This is a genomic window from Amycolatopsis sp. NPDC049691 (assembly GCF_040675005.1).
Lineage (GTDB): Bacteria > Actinomycetota > Actinomycetes > Mycobacteriales > Pseudonocardiaceae > Amycolatopsis.
The window spans coordinates 130,014-148,288 of sequence record NZ_JBFANX010000013.1 but is presented as its reverse complement, the minus strand read 5'-3'; the positions used below and the strand labels follow the sequence as shown (position 1 = coordinate 148,288).

The window sequence follows — 18,275 nt, the reverse complement described above, 5'->3', positions numbered from 1 at the left end:
TGGCGCACCAGCAGCCGTGGACCTTCCTGCTCGTCACCGATCCCGAAGTGCGCCGGCGGCTCCGCGAGGCCGCCGAGGCGGAGGAGCGGATCTCCTATGACGGCCGGCTCGGCGAAGCGTGGCTCGACGCGCTGCGGCCGCTGGGCACGGACGCGGTGAAGCCCCACCTGACCGACGCGCCGTACCTGATCGTCGTCTTCCAGCAGCGGTTCGCCCTCGACGGCGACGGCGGCGTCCGCAAGCACTACTACGTCGACGAGTCGGTGGGCATCGCGGTCGGCATGCTGCTGACGGCGTTGCAGGTGGCCGGGCTGGCGGCGTTGACGCACACGCCGTCGCCGATGCGGTTCCTCGGCGAACTGCTCGGGCGGCCCCGCAACGAAAAGGCGTTCGCGGTGATCCCGGTCGGCTACCCGGCCGACGACTGCGTCGTCCCGGACCTTCGGCGCAAGTCCCTCGACGAGGTACTCGTGCGGATCTGATCCCTCAGGACGGCAACCCGCCGGGCGGGTCGGCGAACAACGCACCCGAAAGCCGGTCCGCGCCGCGGTCGCGCCACCACCCGGCCTGCTCTTCGGTCGCGATCCCGGTGACGGCGACCTCCGCCCCGGCCAGGTGCGCGGCGTCGATCAGCGCCGTCAGCGAGCGTTCCACCAGCGGGTGCTCGCGCCGCTGCACGATGTGCGCCGCCACGCGGACCGCCCGGGCCGGGAACTCCGTCAGGCACGTGACGTCGCCGAACTCGTGGATCTCCGCGTTCACGCCGATTTCGGCCAGCACCTTGAGGTTGTCCGCCGCGTCCCCGGTGGCCGCCGACAGCGACGCCATCGGGAAGCCGGGCCGCAGCCGGTCCGGCTCGAGCCCGGTCGACTCCAGCACCCCGCGGATCTCGCCGACCAGCTCGGGGTCGGCGGCCTGGTGCGCGGCGAGCTCGACGGTGAGCGGCACCGTGACCCCCGCCGTGGCGACGTGCTCGGCCGCCGTGCGCAGGAGCCACGTGCTCAGCGGCAGCGCCAGGCCCGTCTCCCCCGCCAGCCGCACGCACGTCTCGTGCGACAGGACGCCTTCGGCCGGGTGGTTCCAGCGCAGCCGCGCCTCGACACCCCGGACCGCGCCGTCGCGCGCGTCGACCAGCGGGCGGTAGCCGACCTCGATCTCGCCGTTCTCCCAGGCGCCCGCCAGCGCCGCGGCGAGGCCGAAGTCGTGACGGTCGCGGCGGTCCAGTTCGCGGTCGAACAGGCCCCACTGGTTGCCGGTCCGCTGGACGCGGCGCAGCGTCAGGTCCGACGCGCGCAGCAGCTCGGCCGGCGTGACGTCGCGCGGCGGCCGGTGGACGACGCCGATGCTGGCCGACACCGCGACCCCGCGGTGCCCGTCCACGTACTCCGGCTCGGCGAGCTCGTGGGTGATCTTCCGGACGAGGGTCACCACGCCCGGGGTCTCGGCCGAGTTCTGCACCAGCACGCCGAACTCGTCGCCGCCGAGGCGCGCCACGAGGGCCTTCTCGCCGTCGAACACCGTCTTGAGCTTCGCCGCGACGCCGCGCAGCACCCGGTCGCCCAGCTCCTGGCCGAGCCCGCCGGTGATCTGCGAGAAGCCGTCGAGGTCGAGGTGGAACAGCGTGACGCCGCGGGACGCGTCGGCGTCGCGCAGCAGGGTTTCCAGCCGGGTGCTGAAGAACTGCCGGTTCGGCAGCCCGGTCAGCACGTCGTGCAGGGCCTGGTGGGACAGGCGCCGCTGCAGCAGCGACACCTCGGTGTCGTCGTCGACGATCGTGATCAGCTGCCGGGGCGCGCCGAGCGCGTCGCGGACGACCGAGGCGGCGAAGGTCGCCCACATCGGCTCGCCGTCCCGGCCGACGAGCCGGCGTCCGACGCGCAGCCGGTGCAGCCGGCCGGCGACCAGTTCGGCGTAGGACTCCCGCAGCTGCTCGACCTCGTCCGGGTGCACCAGGTCGAAGAGCGTCATCGTGGCGATCTCGGCCGGGGTGCGGTTGAGCGTCTTGGCGAGCGCCGCGTTGGCGCGCAGCACCCGGCCGTCCAGCTCGGTGAGCGCGACGCCGCTGGCGGAGCCGGCGAACACCTCCTCGAACTGCGCGCGCGTGATGACCTGCTTCTGCCGCGTTTCCTGCTCGACCTTGAGCAGCGCCCGGCTCAGGCCTTCCTGGCGCTTCTGGATGTCTTCGCGCTGCATCTCGCCGTAGCCCGAGCTGAGCGCGCCGAGCACCAGCACCACCCGCTCGGCCAGCCCGTCGACGTGCCGCAGCTCCGGCTCGCGCAGCAGCGCCTTGCCGAGCACTTCGAGGGTGCGGCGCAGGCTGTCCGCGCCCACGCAGCGCAGCTCGACCAGCCGCCCGCCCGCGGCGGCGGCCGCGTCGAGGTCCGGCGGCTCGCTCGCGACCGCCTCGAACAGCCTGCCGACCAGCACCGCCAGCTCGCGCTCGATCTCTTCGGGCGTGTGCGGCAGGTACGCGGTGGTGGAGATCAGGTAGCCCCATTTGCGCGCGAGCGTGCCGAGCCGTCTCGCCGCGCGTTCGGCGGACGGCTTCTTCCGCGGGTCGTCACCGCGGGGACGGGGAGCAGTCACCTCAGCCTGTCCTGGGGCTCAGTAAACTCCGGTCGGGGTAGCCGATATATCTTGGCGCGAAATTGTGTCCGGTGCACGAAACAGCATTCATCCAATCGAGTGATAACCCTGCGGAGCGATCCCGAGGCGATCCCGCAGCCACGACCGGGTGGCGTCACGGTAGTCGGCGGCGTTTTCGTGCAACGCAACGGAATGACCGGCACCCGGCAGGACGTACATCGACAGTTTCGACGGGTCGGCGTAATACGGTGCCTCCTGCGCGCGCAACACGTCCGGGTGCACGCAGTCACGCAGGGCGAGCAGTCCGCAGAAAAGGACGTCCTTTTCCCCCACCACCTGGAAAACCGGTGCGGTAATTCCCTTCGTCGCCGGGAGCACGATCCCGAACAGCGCGACCGTGCCCATCCCGGGCACCGAAACCTCGTCCTTGGTCGCCTCGTCGGCGGCGATCACGGCCGGGGCGGAATCGCCCGCCGCGTAGAACAACCCGGCGCGGGCGCCCGGTTTCGTCGTGAAGTACAGCGGGTCGCTGCCGAGCCGGCCGAGCTGCCCGTCGAGCAGCGCCGGCTGCAGGCCGAGCGCCGCGCCGAGCGCCAGCACCGGCAGCGCGGGCAGGTGCGTGATGCCGGTGAGCACCACGCCGTCGACGTCGTGGTAGGTCGACGCCTCGACCGCGACCACCCCGGACCCGACCGAGTGCCCGACGATGACGACCTTCGCGAACGGCAGGCCGCCGACGCGGCCGGCGCGCAGGTGCCCGACCACCTCGTGCATCGACTCGGCCGCCGCCCAGACCGACAGCGGCAGGCTCAGCGGGTGGCTGCTGCCACCGGCGCCGAGCTGGTCGGCGGCGAACGTCGCGTAGCCGTGCGCGGCCATGTCGCGCTGGTAGGAGTAGCGCTCGGGCTCGTACGGCAGGTCCCAGTACGCGCTGTTGTACGTCCCGCCGTGCACGAGCAGCTGGACGGTGTCCGGAGCGTCCCCGGCCGGGAGGCACAGCCGGCCGTGCACCGTCGCCGGCGCGCCCGGCACGAGCGGGGGCAGGCCGGGGCCGCCCACCGGCAGATCCGCGTCGGCGCAGGAGATCGCGGCGGCCTCGGCCGGCACGGCGGCGGTCAACGACGCGAGCAGGACACCACAGGCGAACAAGGCCGACGTCACCTTGGCGGACAGCTTCACGCTGTTCTCCCTCTCGGACAGGTGAAGGAACTCCGGAACACTACACCTGGTAGCCGAACGCGTACCGTCAGGTCTCGCGCGGCACCACGGTCATCGGCAACCGGTTCGGCTGCATGGTGGCCTTGAGCTGCGCCCGGACCTTCTTGCCCGGCACCGGGACGAGCCGCCAGCGCGCCCCGATCGTGGCGGCGACGATGCCGATCTCCGTCGGCGCGAACACGTGGCCCGGGCACAGCCGCGCGCCGGCGCCGAACGGGATGTACGCGCCCTTCGGCAGTTCCGCGGTGTGGCCGGGGGTCCAGCGGTCCGGGTCGAAACGGTCCGGGTCCGGGAACCAACGCGGGTCCCGGTGCAGCGTGTGCTGGCTGACCGCGACCTCGCTGCCGGCGCGGATGGTGACCCCGCCCAGTTCGACGTCCTCGCGGGCGCGGCGCATCAGGATCAGCGGCGGCGTGCGGCGGACGATCTCGTTGACGATCTGGTGCGTGTACCCGAGGTTCGGCAGGTCTTCGAAGCGCGCGGCCCGGCCGCCGAGGACCTCGTCGACCTCGGCGTGGAACCGCCGTTCGACGTCCGGGTGCTGCGCCAGTTCGTGGAAGAACCAGGCCAGCGCGACGGCGGTGGTCTCGGCGCCGGTGGTGAGGATGGTGATGACCTCGTCGTGCACCTGCCGGTCGGACATGCCTTCGCCGGTGTCCTCGTCGCGCGCCAGGAGCAGCATCGACAGCAGGTCGCCGTGGTCGGCACCCTCTTTCCGGGCGGTGATCACGGTTTCGCCGATCACCTCGCGCAGCCGCGCGGCCGCGGCGTCGAACTCCCGGTTCGGCGGAATCGGCAGCTTTTCCACGAATTTCGGAGAAAAAGCGCGGATCAGCACGTATTTCAGCATGATCGGGATCGAACGCCGGATTTCGGCGAGTGCTTCGTCGCCGAGCGCGGTGGAGAAGAGCGTCTGGCCGGCGATGGTGAGCACGAGGTCCTGCATCCGCTTGTCGAACTGGACGACTTCGCCGGGCCGCCAGGAGCTCGCCAGCTCCTCGGCCAGCTTCGTGATCGTGTTCTCGGCGTAGCCCGCGATGCGCGACCGGCCGAACGCCGGCATGACGAGGCGGCGCTGGCGGCGGTTGAGGTTGCCGTTCGAGGTGGCCAGCCCGTCGCCGAAAAGCGGGCGCATCTTGTCGAAGACCAGGCCCTTGTCGAACTTGTCGGCGTCGGTGGCCAGCACGCGCCAGGCCAGTTCGGGGGTCGTGACCACGTGCACCGGCAGCGGGCCGAGCCGGAGTTCGACGACATCTCCGTGCGCCGGAAGGGAAGTGAAGAGCTTCAGCGGGTCGCGCAGCAGGGGCACCGTGTGCCCGAGCACCGGCCACCGGCCCGGGACGTTCGTCATGGTCTCGTCTCCTCGTGACCGCGTCACCTTAGCGGGCGACGAGGGTCGCGAGGGCCGGTCCACACGAACGGGCGAGAGCGCTACACTCCCGCTCTCGGAGAGTGGGCGAGGGTGGGAGGTCCCGTGACCGGGGAGCCGAGCTGGGTACCGCCGGAGATCGACACCACGGTGCCGAACCCGGCGCGGGTGTACGACTTCTGGCTCGACGGCGACCACAACTTCGCCGCCGACCGCGCCCTCGGGGAGCAGATCCTCAAGATCATGCCGGGCGTGCGCGACGCGGCCCGCCTCAACCGCGCGTTCCTGCGCCGCGCCGCGAAGTTCATGGTCGACCGCGGCGTCCGGCAGTTCCTCGACATCGGCTCCGGCATCCCGACGGTGGGCAACCTGCACGAGATCGTCCAGCAGGCCGACCCGGCGTGCCGCGTGGTCTACGTCGACCGCGAGTCCGTCGCCGTGGCGCACAGCAGGCTGCTGTTGCAGGACAACGACCGCTGCGCGGTGCTGCAGGCCGACCTGCGCGACGCCAACGAGATCTTCGAGGGCGCGGCCGAGCTGCTGGACCTGGACGAGCCGGTGGGCGTGTTCATGTTGCTGCTGCTGCACTTCGTCCCCGATTCGTGGGACCCGGCGGGCATCGTGGCCCGCTACCGCGACCGCCTCGCCCCGGGCAGCTACCTGGCGGTCACGCACGTCGCGGCGGACTCCGAGTCGGCGCGCCTCGACGAGGCGGTCGAGGTGTACAAGAGCAACCAGAACCAGCAGAACCAGCCGGTGCCCCGGACCCACGACGAGGTCCTCGCCTTCTTCGACGGCTTCGAGGTGGTCGACCCCGGCGTGGTCGGCTGCGCGATGTGGCGGCCCGAGGGCGTCGGCGACATGTCCGACGACCCCGCCATCAACGCGCTGCCGTACGCCGGGGTCGGCCGGAAACCCTAGTCACCGCAGCGAGAACGTCGCCAGGTTCACCGGCCCGTCGAAGGTCAGGTAGACGTCGTGCCGGCCGGTCGCCTTCGTCAGCGCGGCCGTCACCGTCGTATACGCGTACCGGTCCCCTGTGGACGGTACCGTCCCCGTGCCCAGAACCCGGCCGGTCGGCGAGTCCAACCGGACCGTGACGTGTGCCGGCTCCACTGTGGACACCGACGCCGTGAACCGCGTGGGGCCGTTCAGGGCGACGTCGCGGTAGGCCAGCCAGCTCCCGGAAGACGTCGCCACCGAGGTGCCCGAAGTCTTCGACGTGTCCGTCAACGTCGTCCCGGAGTAGTCGTCGAAGTTCTGCGCCTGCGTCGGACGGCTCAGGTCGCGGGGCTCGGCCCGCTCCCCCGGCACGAACACCGGCTGCGCCGCCGAGAGGTCCGAAGCGTTGCGGCCCACCGAGAACTCGTACCAGCCCTGCACCACGACGGATCGGCCGCGTGAGACGTCCCACGAAGCCAGGTCCGCCACCGGGACGTCGAACCGGACCGTCCGCGTCTCGTGCGGGGAAAGCGTCACACGGGAAAAGTCCCGCAACCGCTGCACACCGGACGCCGTCGAGTACAGCTGGACGACGTCGGTCCCCGCCCGGCTGCCGGTGTTCGTCACGTCGACACTGACCCGCACGGACGAACCGGCCCGCGAAGCGTGCACCGCGCCGTACCGGAAGCTCGTGTAACTCAGCCCGTACCCGAAGGGGTACAACGGCTTCCCCCGGTAGTACTGGTACGTCATCCCCGTCTTCGCGATGTCGTAGTCGAGGATGCTCGGCAGCCCCGCGTCGGAGGCGTACCAGGTCTGGGTGAGCCGACCGCTCGGATCGGTGTCGCCGAACAGCACGTCCGCGAGTCCGTGCCCGGTCTCCTGGCCGGCGTGGCTCGTCCAGACGATCCCGGGCACGGACAGCGTGTCCCACCCGGTCGTCGGGTAGCTGTTCTCCACCACGACCACCGTGTGCGGGTTGACCTTCGAAACCGCCTCGACCAACGCCCGCTGCGCCGGCGCCAGTGAAGTGCTCGTCCGGTCGTCGGCCTCCCGGCCGTTGATGAACGGCATGCTGCCGACCACGACGACCGCCGTGTCCGCGCCCTTCGCGGCCGCGACCGCCGACTCGACACCGCTGCCGAGCACCTCGCGCCCGAACTTCGTCGCGTGCGCCGCGTCCGGCGCCGAGATCGTCAGAACCCCGTCGGCGCCGAGGACGGCGAAGCGGTTGGGGCCGAACCACGGCTCGGTGACCTCGTTGCCCGCGTACTCGAGCATGTAGCTGCCGTCCGGCTGCGGGTCGAGCTTGAGCTGCTGCTGCACGAACCAGCCGGTCGGCTGGTCGGCGTCGTTCACCAGCGCGCCGCCGGAGTAGCTCAGGAACCTGCCGTTCGCGGCCGCGCGCAGGGTGTTCTTGCCCGCGCCCCAGTCGTAGACGTCGAAGGATTCCGCCGTCCCCGCGGTGGTGCCGCCCGCGGTCACCTTGCCGGGCGTGGCGGGTGCCGTCAGGTAACGGCCGGTCGCGAGGTCCTTCAACGCGATCCGGTCGACGCCTTCGGACGAGGAAACCGCGGTCCCCAGCCGTTCCGCGATGCCCTGCTTCGGCGTGACGCGGTAGGGCATCGCGCCGCTGTACCAGTCTTCGTACAGCGTGTCGGACAGCGGGCCCACGACGGCGACCTTCTTCTTCCCCGCGTCGAGCGGGAGCGCGTTCGCGGTGTTGCGCAGCAGGACGACCTGTTCGCCGGCCACCTTGCGGGCGAGCGCCCGGTGCTCCGGGGAGTCGATGACCGCCGGGGTGATCTTCGCGTACGGGTTGCGGCCCGGCGGGTCGAACTCGCCGAGGCGGAACCGCAGCGACAGCAGGTGCCGGTCGGCCGTTTCGACGTCGGCCATCGTCAGCAACCCGCGCGACAGCGCTTCCTTGACCGCCTCGACGGTGATCGAGCCGTTGGTGTCGTTGTCGGTGAAGCTGTCGAGCCCGGCCTTGATCGCGGCCGCGTCGGCTTCCGCCTTGGTGGCGTAGTACTTCTCCGAATTGACCAGGTTGGACGGGGCACCGGCGTCGCTGACGACGGCGATGTCCTGGGGCGCCCACTTCCGCAGCAGCCCGCCGAGGTCGGGGCTCACGGTGTTGGGCCGCCCGTTGACCAGGTTGTACGACGGCATGACGGCGTTGGCCGCGCCGGCCCGGAGCGGGATCTTGAACGCCTGCTCGTCGTAGTCGTGCAGGATCTTCGGCGGCACCGAGGAGTTGCTGGTGTCGCGGCCGGCTTCGTTGTTGTAGGCGAGGTAGTGCTTCAGCGTCGGAGCCGCCTGCAGGTAGCGCGGGTCGTCGCCCTGGATGCCGTGGCCGTAGGCGGTCGCGAGCTCACCGGTGAGGTACGGGTCTTCCGAGTAGCCCTCTTCGTTGCGGCCCCACCGCGGGTCGCGCAGCAGGTTGACCACCGGCGCCCAGAGGTTGAGGCCCCACAGCGTCGGGTTGCGCGCGTTGAAGCCGCGCGCCTCCTGCCCGACCGCCGTGCCGACCTGCTTCACCAGCGCGGGATCCCACGTCGAGGCCAGGCCGATGGCCTGCGGGAACACGGTGCCGTCGGCTTTCACGACCGTGCCGTTGTCGTCGTAGTCGGTGGACCAGGCGACGCCGTGCAGCGCCTCGGTGCCGGTCTTGAACACCCCGATGCCCAGCCGTGGGATGGCCGGTTCGTACTGGTGCAGCAGCGAGATCTTCTCGTCCGCGGTCAGCCGGGACAGCAGGTCGTCGATCCGCGTCGCGAGGGGCAGCGCGGGGTCGCGGAACGGCGGTGGCGGCGCCGCGAGCGCCGGCGCGGGGGCCAGCAGCAGGGTGGCGGCCACCACCGGGACGAGGGCACGGCGGAGCGGGGACTGGCGCACGGACGGCCTCCCGGAATCGTCGAATCGTTTCGACAGTGCGGCGCGGAACATTCGCGTCGAAGGTGAGGATGGGGACGACTATTACAGTCGGGTGAGCGCGAGGTCAAGCCTTTCTGGGCGCGCTCCCAGCCGATCCGGCCCAGCGGCAAAATCGGGCACTGAGCTGGGAAGGGAGCCGCCATCAGCGGTGTTCGACAAATTCGACACGGAAGTGATCGTCGAATGGGAATCGAATTCCCGCGGTCGGCAAATCACTGCTTGTGTTTCCGACCGGTGTCTTCTACCTTCGTGCCATCGTCGATGCGCTTCGACGGACTGTCCACCCCGCCCCGTCCCCAGGAGGCCGCCCGTGGTCACGATCAACGACGTCGCGACGGCGGCGGGCGTGGCACCCAGCACGGTGTCGTACGTGATCAGCGGCAAGCGCTCGATCTCGCCCAAGACCCGGCGGCTGGTCGAGGAGAGTATCCGCAAGCTCGGCTACCACCCGCACGCCGGGGCCCGGGCACTGGCCAGCAGCAAGACGAACGTGCTCGCCCTGGTCGTGCCGCTGCGCACGGACCTCAACGTCGCCGTGGTGATGGAGTTCGTCGCCTCGGCGGTCACCGCGGCCCGCGCGCACGACCACGACCTGCTGCTGCTGACGAAGGACGAAGGGCCCGCCGCGCTGCAGCGGGTGGCGTCGTCGGCGATCGCCGACGCGCTGATGGTGATGGACGTCGAAGCCGCCGACCCGCGGGTGCCGATGCTCATCGCGCTCGACCTGCCGGTGGTGCTCATCGGCGTGCCCGACCACCCGGCCGGGCTGAGCTGCGTGGACCTGGACTTCACCGCCGCCGGCTCGGCGTGCGTCGCGCACCTGGCCGACCTCGGCCACCGCTCGATCGCGCTGATCGGCCCCTCCCCCGCCGTCTACCGGCGCGGCACGAGCTACGCGACGCGGTTCCTGCGCGGGTTCGACGACGCCGCGAAGAGCCACGACGTGCGCGCGACGAACCGGCCGTGCGCCCACTCCTACGAAGCGGTGAGCGCCTGCCTCGACGAGCTGCTCGCCGCCGACCCGGACCTGACCGGCCTGGTCGTGCACAACGAGGCCGTGCTGCCGGGGCTCCTGTCGGACCTGCGCCACCGCGGCCTGCGGGTGCCCGAGGACATCTCCGTCGTCGCGGTCTGCCCGGACACCATGGCCGAGCAGCACCCGGTCGCGCTGACCACGGTCGCCATCCCGGCCGAGGAGGTCGGGGCCCAGGCCGTGGAGATGACCATGCGCCGGCTCGCCGGCCACACCACCCCGGAGGTCCGGCTGCTCGGGCCCCGGCTCACCCGGCGCGACAGCACCGCCGCGCCGCGCGCCTGACCGGTTCTGCTCCAGCGTCGAAGGAGGATCACCATGTCCCTACCCCGTCGCGCCCTCATCCTGGCCGCGAGCGCCGCGCTGCTCGCCGCCTGCAGCCCGAGCCCGGCCGCCCCGCCCGCCGGGGCCGGCGAGGCACCCGCGTCGTCGATCACCGAGCTCGACTACTACGCCGACGAGCAGGGTTCGGCGGCGTGGCAGAAGATCCTCGACGCGTGCGCGGCGCAGACCGGGATCAAGATCCAGCGCCAGACCGTGCCGACCGCGCAGATGCTGCCGAAGGTGCTGCAGGGCGCGAGCTCCAAGACCCTGCCGAACCTGCTCTTCACCGACAACCCGACGCTGCAGCAGGTCGCCGCGACGGGCGCGCTGACCCCGCTGGACGGCTACGGCATCACCACCGACGGCTACTACGACAGCATCGTCAAGGCCGGGACGTACCAAGGAAAGGTCTACGGCGTGGCCCCCGGCGTCAACGGGCTCGCGCTGATCTACAACAAGGACCTCCTCACCGCGGCCGGCGTCGCCCCGCCGAAGACCTGGGACGAGCTGAAGGCCGCCGCGGCCAAGCTCACCAAGGACGGCAAGTACGGCCTCGCCTTCTCGGCGATCCCGTCGGAAGAGGGCACCTGGCAGTTCCTCCCGTTCTTCTGGAGCAACGGCGCCGAACTGTCCCAACTGGACTCGGCGCAGTCGGTGAAAGCGCTTCGGTTCGTGACGGACCTGGTGAACTCCGGGTCGGCGTCGAAGTCCGTGGTGACGTGGAACCAGAACGACGTCGCCGACCAGTTCGTCGCGGGCAACGCCGCGATGATGGTCAACGGGTCGTGGAACCTGGCCCGGCTCGACGAGCAGAAGTCGCTGCACTACGGCGTCGTGCCGATCCCGGTGCCGCAGGCGGGCGCGAAGCCGGTGGTCGCGCTCGGCGGCGAAGTCGGCACCGTGCCGGTCACCACCGGGCCGGCCCAGCAGGCCGCCGGCAAGGTCCTCTCCTGCATCCTTTCCGAGCCCACCATGCTCGAGTGGAGCAAGGCGCACGCCTACATCCCGTCGAAGACGGCCACGGCCGCGAAGTTCGGCACCGAGCAGCCGTCGATGCAGGCGTTCGTCGACGAGGTCGCCACCGCGCGCTCCCGCACCGCCGAACTCGGCGAGAAGTACCCGAAGGTCTCCCAGGCGCTCGCGGACGCGCTGCAGGCGGCGCTCACCGGCAAGCAGCCCGCCGACCAGGCCCTGAAGGCCGCCCAGCAGGCGAGCGGTTCGTGACCCTCGTCGCCCCGGCCGTCGCGGCGCCGCCCCGCGCCGGCCGGAAACCGCGGCGCGGCACCCGGTTCGCCGCGTGGGCGTTCCTGCTGCCCGCGCTGGCCTACATCGTGGTGTTCTTCGGCTACCCGCTGGCCGCGAACGTCGTGATGAGCACGCAGAACTACACGGTGAAGTCGTTCTACACCGGCGAAGCCCCGTTCGTCGGCCTCGGCAACTACACGGCCGTGTTCGGCAACCCGCTGTTCGGCACGGCGGCGCTCAACACCGTGCTGTTCACCGCCGGCTCGCTGGTCTTCCAGTTCGGCATCGGCCTGGCGCTCGCGGTGTTCTTCAACGGCCGCTTCCTCGGCAGCGCGCTGTTGCGGTCGCTGCTCCTGCTGCCGTGGCTGCTGCCGCTGGTGGTCAGCGGCGCGGTCTGGCGCTGGATGTTCGACCAGGACCACGGCGTGCTCAACGCCGCGCTGCGCTTCCTCGGCTTCGACGCCGTGCCGTGGCTGAGCGGCACGACCTGGGCGCTGCCGGCGGTGATCCTGACCAACATCTGGATCGGCATCCCGTTCAACCTGGTGATCCTGCACGGCGGCCTGCGCGCGATCCCCGCGTCGCTCTACGAAGCCGCGGCGCTGGACGGCGCGGGCGCGTGGCAGCGGTTCCGGCACGTCGCCTGGCCGCTGCTGCGGCCGGTCACCGGCATCGTGCTCATGCTCGGGCTGGTCTACACGATCAAGGTGTTCGACGTGATCATGGTCGTCACCGGCGGCGGCCCGGCCAACGCGACCCAGACGCTCACGACGTGGTCCTACCGGCTGTCCTTCCAGGACTTCGCGTTCGGGCAGGGCGCCGCGGTCGGCAACGTCCTCATCCTGGTGGCGACGGCCTTCGGGCTGCTGTACCTGCGTTCGGCGAAGGCGACCCTGGCCGAGGCGGCGGCATGAAAACCTCGTCCTGGCCGCGCACCGTCGCCGGCGTCCTGATCGTCGCGGTGCTGCTGTTCCCGCTGTACTGGATGGTCAACGCCTCCTTCCAGCCCAGCGGCGCGCTGCTGCGCCCGGACCCGGCGTTCTTCCCGGCCGACGGCACCCTCGACGGGTACCGCAAGGCCTTCGCCTCGCAGGGGCCGCACCTGCTGTCCAGCGTCGTCGTCGCGCTCGGCACGGTGCTCGTGTCGCTCGCGATCGCCGCGCCGGCGTCGTACGCGCTCGCGCAGCTCAAGGTCCGCGGCGGGCCGGTGCTGGTGTTCGTGCTGCTCATCGTCCAGATGATCCCCGGCATCGTGATGGCCAACGCGCTGTACACCGTGTTCAGCAACCTCGGGCTGATCGACAACTACCTCGGCCTGGTGCTCGCGGACTCCACCGCGACCATCCCGTTCGCCGTGCTCCTGTTGCGGGCGTTCATGATCTCGGTGCCGAAGGAGCTCACCGAAGCGTCCCGAGTGGACGGTGCCGGGTACTGGCGGACGTTCGTCTCGATCATCCTGCCGGTCAGCCGCAACGCGCTCGTCACGGCCGGGCTGTTCTCGTTCCTGTTCGCCTGGGCGGACTTCCTGTTCGCCGTCACGCTCACCACCGGCCAGTCGTTCGAGCCGATCACGGTGGGCATCTACCGGTTCGTCGGCAACCAGTCCGCCGACTGGAACGGGATCATGGCCACCGCCGTCCTCGCCGCGATCCCCGCGGCCGTCCTGCTCGTCGTCGCCCAGCGGTACGTCGTCGCCGGGCTGACCAGCGGCGCCGTCAAAGACTAAGGAGACCGCGTGATCACGTCCGAAGACGGCCGCTCGCTCGAAGTCACCGTGCGGCACGAGGTGCTGCGCGTCGAGCCGTGGGGCGAGGGCAGCCTGCGCGTGCGCGCGGGACGGCACCGGATCCTCGACGACGTCCCGGGTGCGCTGCTGCCCGCGAAGCCGTCCGCCGCGACCGCGTCGGCCGAGGGCCGCACCGGGCGGGTCGTCAACGGCCCGCTCACCGCGATCGTCGAGATCGCCGACACCGACACGGGCCTCGACGCGCAGCTGAAGTTCGTCCGGACCGGCACCGGCGAGGAGCTGCTGTCGGAGCAGCGCGCGCACTTCTGGTGGCCCGGCGCGCGGCTGTTCATGCCGTCGCGCAACGGGTACGGCCGGCTCGAGCAGCGGTTCACCGCCTACGACGACGAGCGGATCTACGGCCTCGGCCAGCACACGCACGGCCGGCTCGACCAGAAGGGCCTGGTCCTGGACCTGGTGCAGCGCAACGCCGAGGTGTCGGTGCCGTTCCTGCTGTCCAGCCGCGGCTACGGGTTCCTCTGGAACAACCCGGCGGTCGGCCGGGTCGAGCTGGCCGCCAACGGCACCCGCTGGGTCGCCGACGACGCCCGCCAGCTCGACTACTGGATCACCACCGGCGACGGCCCCCGCGCGATCCTCGGCCACTACGCCGACGCGACCGGGTACGCGCCGATGCTGCCGGAGTGGGCGGCCGGGTTCTGGCAGTCGAAGCTGCGCTACCGAACGCAGGACGAACTGCTGGCCGTCGCCCGCGAGTACCACGCGCGCGGGTTGCCGCTGTCGGTGATCGTGGCCGACTTCTTCCACTGGACCCACCTCGGCGACTGGCGGTTCGACCCGGCCGAGTGGCCCGACCCGGCCGGGATGGTGCGGGAGCTGTCCGCCCTCGGCACCAGGCTGATGGTGTCGGTGTGGCCGTCGGTCAGCCCGCTGTCGGCGAACTACCGCGAGCTGCACGAGAAGGGGCTGCTGGTCGCCGCCGAGAACGGCGTCCCGGCGCACGCGCCGTGGAAGGACAAGGGCTTCGGCGTCGAGATGCCGGTGGCGTTCTACGACGCGACCAACCCGGCCGCGCGCGAGTTCGTCTGGAGCAAGGTCAAGGAGAACTACTACGACCTCGGCGTGCGCGCGTGGTGGCTGGACGGCGACGAGCCGGAGATCCAGCCCGGCCACCCGCACAACCTCGGCTTCCACGCCGGCCCGGGAGCGGAGGTGTTCAACCTCTACCCACAGGCGAACGCGCAGGCGTTCCACGACGGCATCCGCGCGGAGGGCGACGACGAGGTCGTGCTGCTGTCCCGGTCGGCGTGGGCAGGCAGCCAGCGGTTCGGGGCGGCGCTGTGGTCGGGCGACGTCGGGGCGACCTGGGAGTCGCTGCGCGCCCAGGTGCGCGCGGGGCTGAACGTGGCGCTGGCCGGGATCCCGTGGTGGACCACGGACATCGGCGGCTTCCACGGCGGCGACCCGGCGTCGGACGCGTACCGGGAGCTGATGGTCCGCTGGTTCCAGTACGGGGTGTTCTGCCCGCTGTTCCGCCTGCACGGCTTCCGCGACCCGCGCCCGCCGTTCGGGCCGGCGATGACGGGCGGCCCCAACGAGGTGTGGTCCTACGGCGATGCGGCGTACTCCTCGATCGTCGAGTCGCTGAAGCTGCGGGAGCGGCTGCGGCCGTACCTGATGGAGCAGATGCGGGTGGCGCACGAGCAGGGCATCCCCCCGATGCGCCCGCTGTTCGTCGACTTCCCGGCGGACGCCGCGTCCTGGGACGTTTCCGATCAGTTCCTGCTGGGCCCGGACGTGCTGGTGGCACCGGTGCTTTCGCCTGGCGTGGTTTCCCGGCGCGTGTACCTGCCCGCCGGCGCCTCGTGGACCGACGCGGTCACGGGCTCCCGCCACGACGGCGGAGGCTGGGTCGAGGCGGCGGCTCCGGCGGAGCGGATCCCGGTCTTCCTGCGCGACGGTGCGGAGGTGCCGATCACCGCTCGTGAGTGAGAACCAGTGTGTGCCCGCTGAACCGCGCTTCGCCGAAGAACGCGTCGCCGACGAAGTAGACACGCCCGGATTGCCCCGTGGTGGCCGGCCTCCGCTACACCGGTTTAAAATGGACCCGTGAGTCCAACGCTGACCCGGAAGGGCGCCGCGACGCGGCAGCGGATCATCGAGGGCGCCGCGGCGGAGATCCGCGAACGCGGTGTCGCCGTCACGACCCTCGACGACATCCGCGCGCGGACCGGCACGAGCAAGAGCCAGCTCTTCCACTACTTCCCCGAGGGCAAGGAGGAGCTGCTGCTCGCGGTCGCGCGGTTCGAGGCGACCCAGGTGCTGGCGGCCCAGCAGCCGCAGCTGGGTGAGCTGGACTCGTGGGCGGCGTGGCGGCGCTGGCGCGACACCGTCGTCTCGCACTACCGGGAACGCGGTCAGTTCTGCCCGCTCAACGTGCTCATCTCCCAGCTCGGCCGCGCCACGCCGGGCGCGCAGGCCGTGGTGACCGAGCTGCTGCGCAGCTGGCAGAACGAGCTGGAAGCGGGCATCCGCCGGCTGCGGGACGCGGGCGAGGTGAGCCCGGACCTGGACGTCGAACGCACCGCGGCCGCCCTGCTGGCGGGCCTGCAGGGCGGCGTGGTGGTGATGCTGTCGACCGGCCGCATCGACCACCTGGAAGCGGCGCTCGACGTCGGGATCGGGAACCTGCGGGCGAGCGGGAACCGGCGCTGAGGCCGGCCCCCGCTCCCGGGGGTCAGGCGTTCTTGATCGCGGAGATCTCGAACTCGAGGGTGACCTTGTCGCTCACCAGGACACCGCCGGTCTCGAGGGCGGCGTTCCAGGTGATGCCGTAGTCCTTGCGGCTGATCGTGGTCGAGCCCTCGAAGCCGATCCGGTCGTTGCCGAACGGGTCCTTGGCCGAGCCCTCGAACTCGAACGGGATGGTGACCGAACGGGTGACGTCCTTGATGGTCAGGTCGCCGGTCACGTCGAAGCTCGTGTCGCCGGTCTGCTTGATCTCCGTCGAGGTGAAGGTGATCTGCGGGTACTCGTCCATCGACAGGAAGTCGTTGCTCTTCAGGTGACCGTCGCGGTCGGCGTTGCGCGTGTCGATGCTGTGCGCCTGGATGGTCACCTGGGCGGACGACTTCTCCGGGGCGTCGCCGTCGATCGTGGCGGTGCCGGTGAACTCGTTGAAGCTGCCGCGCACCTTGGTCACCATGGCGTGCCGGGCGACGAACCCGATCCGCGAGTGGGCGGCGTCCAGGGTGTACTCACCGGTCAGCTGGGGGTAGGTGGTCGCGCTGGTCATGGCTCTACGTCATCTCCTCGTGGTGGCGCCCCCAGGTGATTGAGGGTTCAACGACACTCTACTCACTTTTACTGGTTGCGCAAGCAAGCTTTCGCCTACACTCGCCGGTATGGGTGAACAGTCCGCGCTCGACCTCGACGAAGCCCCGTTCTGGCGGGCCTTGATGCGCATCACGACCGCGCTGCCGCGCGCGCTCGAGGACCAGTTCCTGCCCGAGACCGGCCTCGCGATCACCGACTACGGCGTGCTCGTCGCACTGTCGGAAGCGCCGGACCACCTGCTCCGCATCTCGGCGCTGGCCGCGACCACCGGGCTGTCGCTGAGCCGGATCAGCCGGGTCGTCGACGACCTCACCCGCCGCGGCCTGGTCGAGAAGCGCAAGTGCCCCGAGGACGGCCGCGCGTCCAACGCCGTGCTGACCGGCGCCGGATTGGCCAGACTGGAGGCGGCCTACCCGAGCCACCTGGCCCGCGTGCGGGCGTCGGTGTTCGACCACCTGAGCGCCGAGGACATCCGCACGGCCGGGCCGGTGCTGGCCCGGCTGGCCGCGGCGCTGGACGCCGCTCCCCCGACCGACGACTGCTGAAGGACGCGATGAGCGACAAGGGCGAGTACAAGCGGGACCAGAACTACCTCCCGGACCGCATCACCGCCGACGGCCGCGACGGCTGGCCGGTCGAGCCCGGCCGCTACCGGCTGGTCGTCGCCCGCGCCTGCCCGTGGGCCAACCGGGCGGTGATCGTGCGGCGCCTGCTCGGCCTCGAGCCGGTGCTGTCGATGGGCATCGCCGGGCCGGTGCACGACGAGCGGAGCTGGAGCTTCGACCTGGACCCCGGCGGCCGCGACCCGGTGCTGGGGATCGAGCGGCTGCAGGAGGCGTTCTTCAAGCGCGACCCGGACTACCCGCGCGGCATCACGGTGCCGGCGTTCGTCGACGTCCCGAGCGGCAAGGTCGTCACCAACGACTTCGCGCAGATGACCTTGGACATGTCCACCGAGTGGACCGCCTACCACCGCGCCGGGGCGCCCGAGCTGTACCCGGAGAAGCTGCGCGACGAGATCGACGACGTCGCCCAGAAGGTGTTCACCGACGTCAACAACGCGGTCTACCAGTGCGGCTTCGCCCGCTCCCAGGAGGCGTACGAGCACTCGTACCGCAAGCTGTTCGCCCGGCTCGACTGGCTGTCCGAGCGCCTGGCGGACCAGCGGTACCTGGTCGGCGACACGATCACCGAGGCCGACGTCCGGCTGTTCACGACGCTCGTCCGGTTCGACGCCGTCTACCACGGCCACTTCAAGTGCAACCGGCAGAAGCTGACCGAGCTGCCGGTGCTGTGGGCCTACACGCGCGACCTGTTCCAGACACCCGGTTTCGGCGACACGATCGACTTCGCGCAGATCAAGGAGCACTACTACGTGGTGCACAAGAACGTGAACCCGACCGGGATCGTGCCGCTGGGCCCGGACACTTCGGGCTGGCTGACCCCGCACGGCCGCGAGGAGCTGGGCGGCCGCCCGTTCGGCGACGGCACGCCGCCGGGTCCGCCGCCTGCCTCGGAGAGGGTGCCCGAGCTGTAGT

General features: G+C 71.1%; 14 protein-coding genes and 1 pseudogene. 10 read left to right on the top strand and 5 right to left on the bottom strand.

What is annotated here, in order from left to right:
- Window positions 1–2 precede the first annotated feature (2 nt).
- Window positions 3–482, top strand: a pseudogene (locus tag AB0J40_RS28050) (nitroreductase family protein); the annotation flags it as partial.
- A 4-nt stretch (window positions 483–486) separates the two neighbouring features.
- On the opposite strand, the gene AB0J40_RS28045 reads toward AB0J40_RS28050, so the two are convergent.
- From AB0J40_RS28045 to AB0J40_RS28035, 3 genes are all read right to left on the bottom strand, one after another.
- Window positions 487–2,586, bottom strand: a complete 2,100-nt coding sequence (locus AB0J40_RS28045; protein WP_364458179.1) for an EAL domain-containing protein — start codon at window positions 2,584–2,586, stop codon at window positions 487–489.
- Window positions 2,587–2,673: 87 nt separating this feature from the next.
- Window positions 2,674–3,765 carry an alpha/beta fold hydrolase gene (locus AB0J40_RS28040; RefSeq protein WP_364458176.1) on the bottom strand — a complete coding sequence of 364 codons (1,092 nt, stop codon included), beginning with the start codon at window positions 3,763–3,765 and terminating at the stop codon, window positions 2,674–2,676.
- A gap of 67 nt (window positions 3,766–3,832) precedes the next feature.
- Window positions 3,833–5,155, bottom strand: coding sequence for a cytochrome P450 (locus AB0J40_RS28035; protein ID WP_364458173.1), 1,323 nt, complete (start codon window positions 5,153–5,155; stop codon window positions 3,833–3,835).
- 123 nt (window positions 5,156–5,278) lie between these two features.
- Here AB0J40_RS28035 and AB0J40_RS28030 point away from each other — a divergent pair, with 123 nt between their 5' ends.
- A complete protein-coding gene (locus AB0J40_RS28030; protein ID WP_364458170.1) occupies window positions 5,279–6,094 on the top strand; it encodes an SAM-dependent methyltransferase in 816 nt (271 codons plus the stop codon).
- On the opposite strand, the gene AB0J40_RS28025 is transcribed toward AB0J40_RS28030, so the two are convergent.
- The gene (locus AB0J40_RS28025) at window positions 6,095–9,013 is read right to left on the bottom strand and encodes a glycoside hydrolase family 3 C-terminal domain-containing protein (RefSeq protein ID WP_364458168.1); all 2,919 of its coding nucleotides are present in this window, start codon (window positions 9,011–9,013) and stop codon (window positions 6,095–6,097) included.
- A gap of 349 nt (window positions 9,014–9,362) precedes the next feature.
- Between AB0J40_RS28025 and AB0J40_RS28020 the strand changes: the two genes are divergently transcribed.
- The 6 genes from AB0J40_RS28020 to AB0J40_RS27995 all read left to right on the top strand — a co-directional run bounded on the left by AB0J40_RS28020 (window position 9,363) and on the right by AB0J40_RS27995 (window position 16,116).
- Window positions 9,363–10,370: a LacI family DNA-binding transcriptional regulator gene (locus AB0J40_RS28020; protein ID WP_364458165.1), complete on the top strand. Its 1,008-nt coding sequence runs from the start codon at window positions 9,363–9,365 to the stop codon at window positions 10,368–10,370.
- A 33-nt stretch (window positions 10,371–10,403) separates the two neighbouring features.
- Window positions 10,404–11,633 carry a sugar ABC transporter substrate-binding protein gene (locus tag AB0J40_RS28015; RefSeq protein ID WP_364458162.1) on the top strand — a complete coding sequence of 410 codons (1,230 nt, stop codon included), beginning with the start codon at window positions 10,404–10,406 and terminating at the stop codon, window positions 11,631–11,633.
- On the top strand, window positions 11,630–12,568 hold the full coding sequence (locus AB0J40_RS28010) for a sugar ABC transporter permease (RefSeq protein ID WP_364458159.1): 939 nt from the start codon (window positions 11,630–11,632) through the stop codon (window positions 12,566–12,568). Before AB0J40_RS28015 ends, AB0J40_RS28010 begins: the two co-directional genes overlap by 4 nt.
- Window positions 12,565–13,380, top strand: coding sequence for a carbohydrate ABC transporter permease (locus AB0J40_RS28005; protein ID WP_364458156.1), 816 nt, complete (start codon window positions 12,565–12,567; stop codon window positions 13,378–13,380). The genes AB0J40_RS28010 and AB0J40_RS28005 overlap by 4 nt, the downstream gene beginning before the upstream one ends.
- A 9-nt stretch (window positions 13,381–13,389) precedes the next feature.
- Window positions 13,390–15,393: a TIM-barrel domain-containing protein gene (locus AB0J40_RS28000; protein ID WP_364458153.1), complete on the top strand. Its 2,004-nt coding sequence runs from the start codon at window positions 13,390–13,392 to the stop codon at window positions 15,391–15,393.
- A 117-nt stretch (window positions 15,394–15,510) separates the two neighbouring features.
- The gene (locus AB0J40_RS27995) at window positions 15,511–16,116 is read left to right on the top strand and encodes a TetR/AcrR family transcriptional regulator (protein ID WP_364458151.1); all 606 of its coding nucleotides are present in this window, start codon (window positions 15,511–15,513) and stop codon (window positions 16,114–16,116) included.
- A gap of 22 nt (window positions 16,117–16,138) precedes the next feature.
- Here AB0J40_RS27995 and AB0J40_RS27990 read toward each other — a convergent pair whose 3' ends face one another.
- Entirely contained in the window at window positions 16,139–16,696 is a 558-nt protein-coding gene (locus AB0J40_RS27990) for a YceI family protein (RefSeq protein ID WP_364458148.1), read from the bottom strand.
- 109 nt (window positions 16,697–16,805) lie between these two features.
- On the opposite strand from AB0J40_RS27990, the gene AB0J40_RS27985 reads away from it, so the two are divergent.
- Together AB0J40_RS27985 and AB0J40_RS27980 are read left to right on the top strand one after the other, a co-directional pair.
- On the top strand, window positions 16,806–17,282 hold the full coding sequence (locus AB0J40_RS27985) for a MarR family winged helix-turn-helix transcriptional regulator (RefSeq protein WP_364458145.1): 477 nt from the start codon (window positions 16,806–16,808) through the stop codon (window positions 17,280–17,282).
- A gap of 8 nt (window positions 17,283–17,290) precedes the next feature.
- Window positions 17,291–18,274 (top strand): glutathione S-transferase C-terminal domain-containing protein, encoded by a 984-nt coding sequence (locus AB0J40_RS27980; RefSeq protein ID WP_364458142.1) that lies wholly within the window; start codon window positions 17,291–17,293, stop codon window positions 18,272–18,274.
- Window position 18,275: the final 1 nt, after the last annotated feature.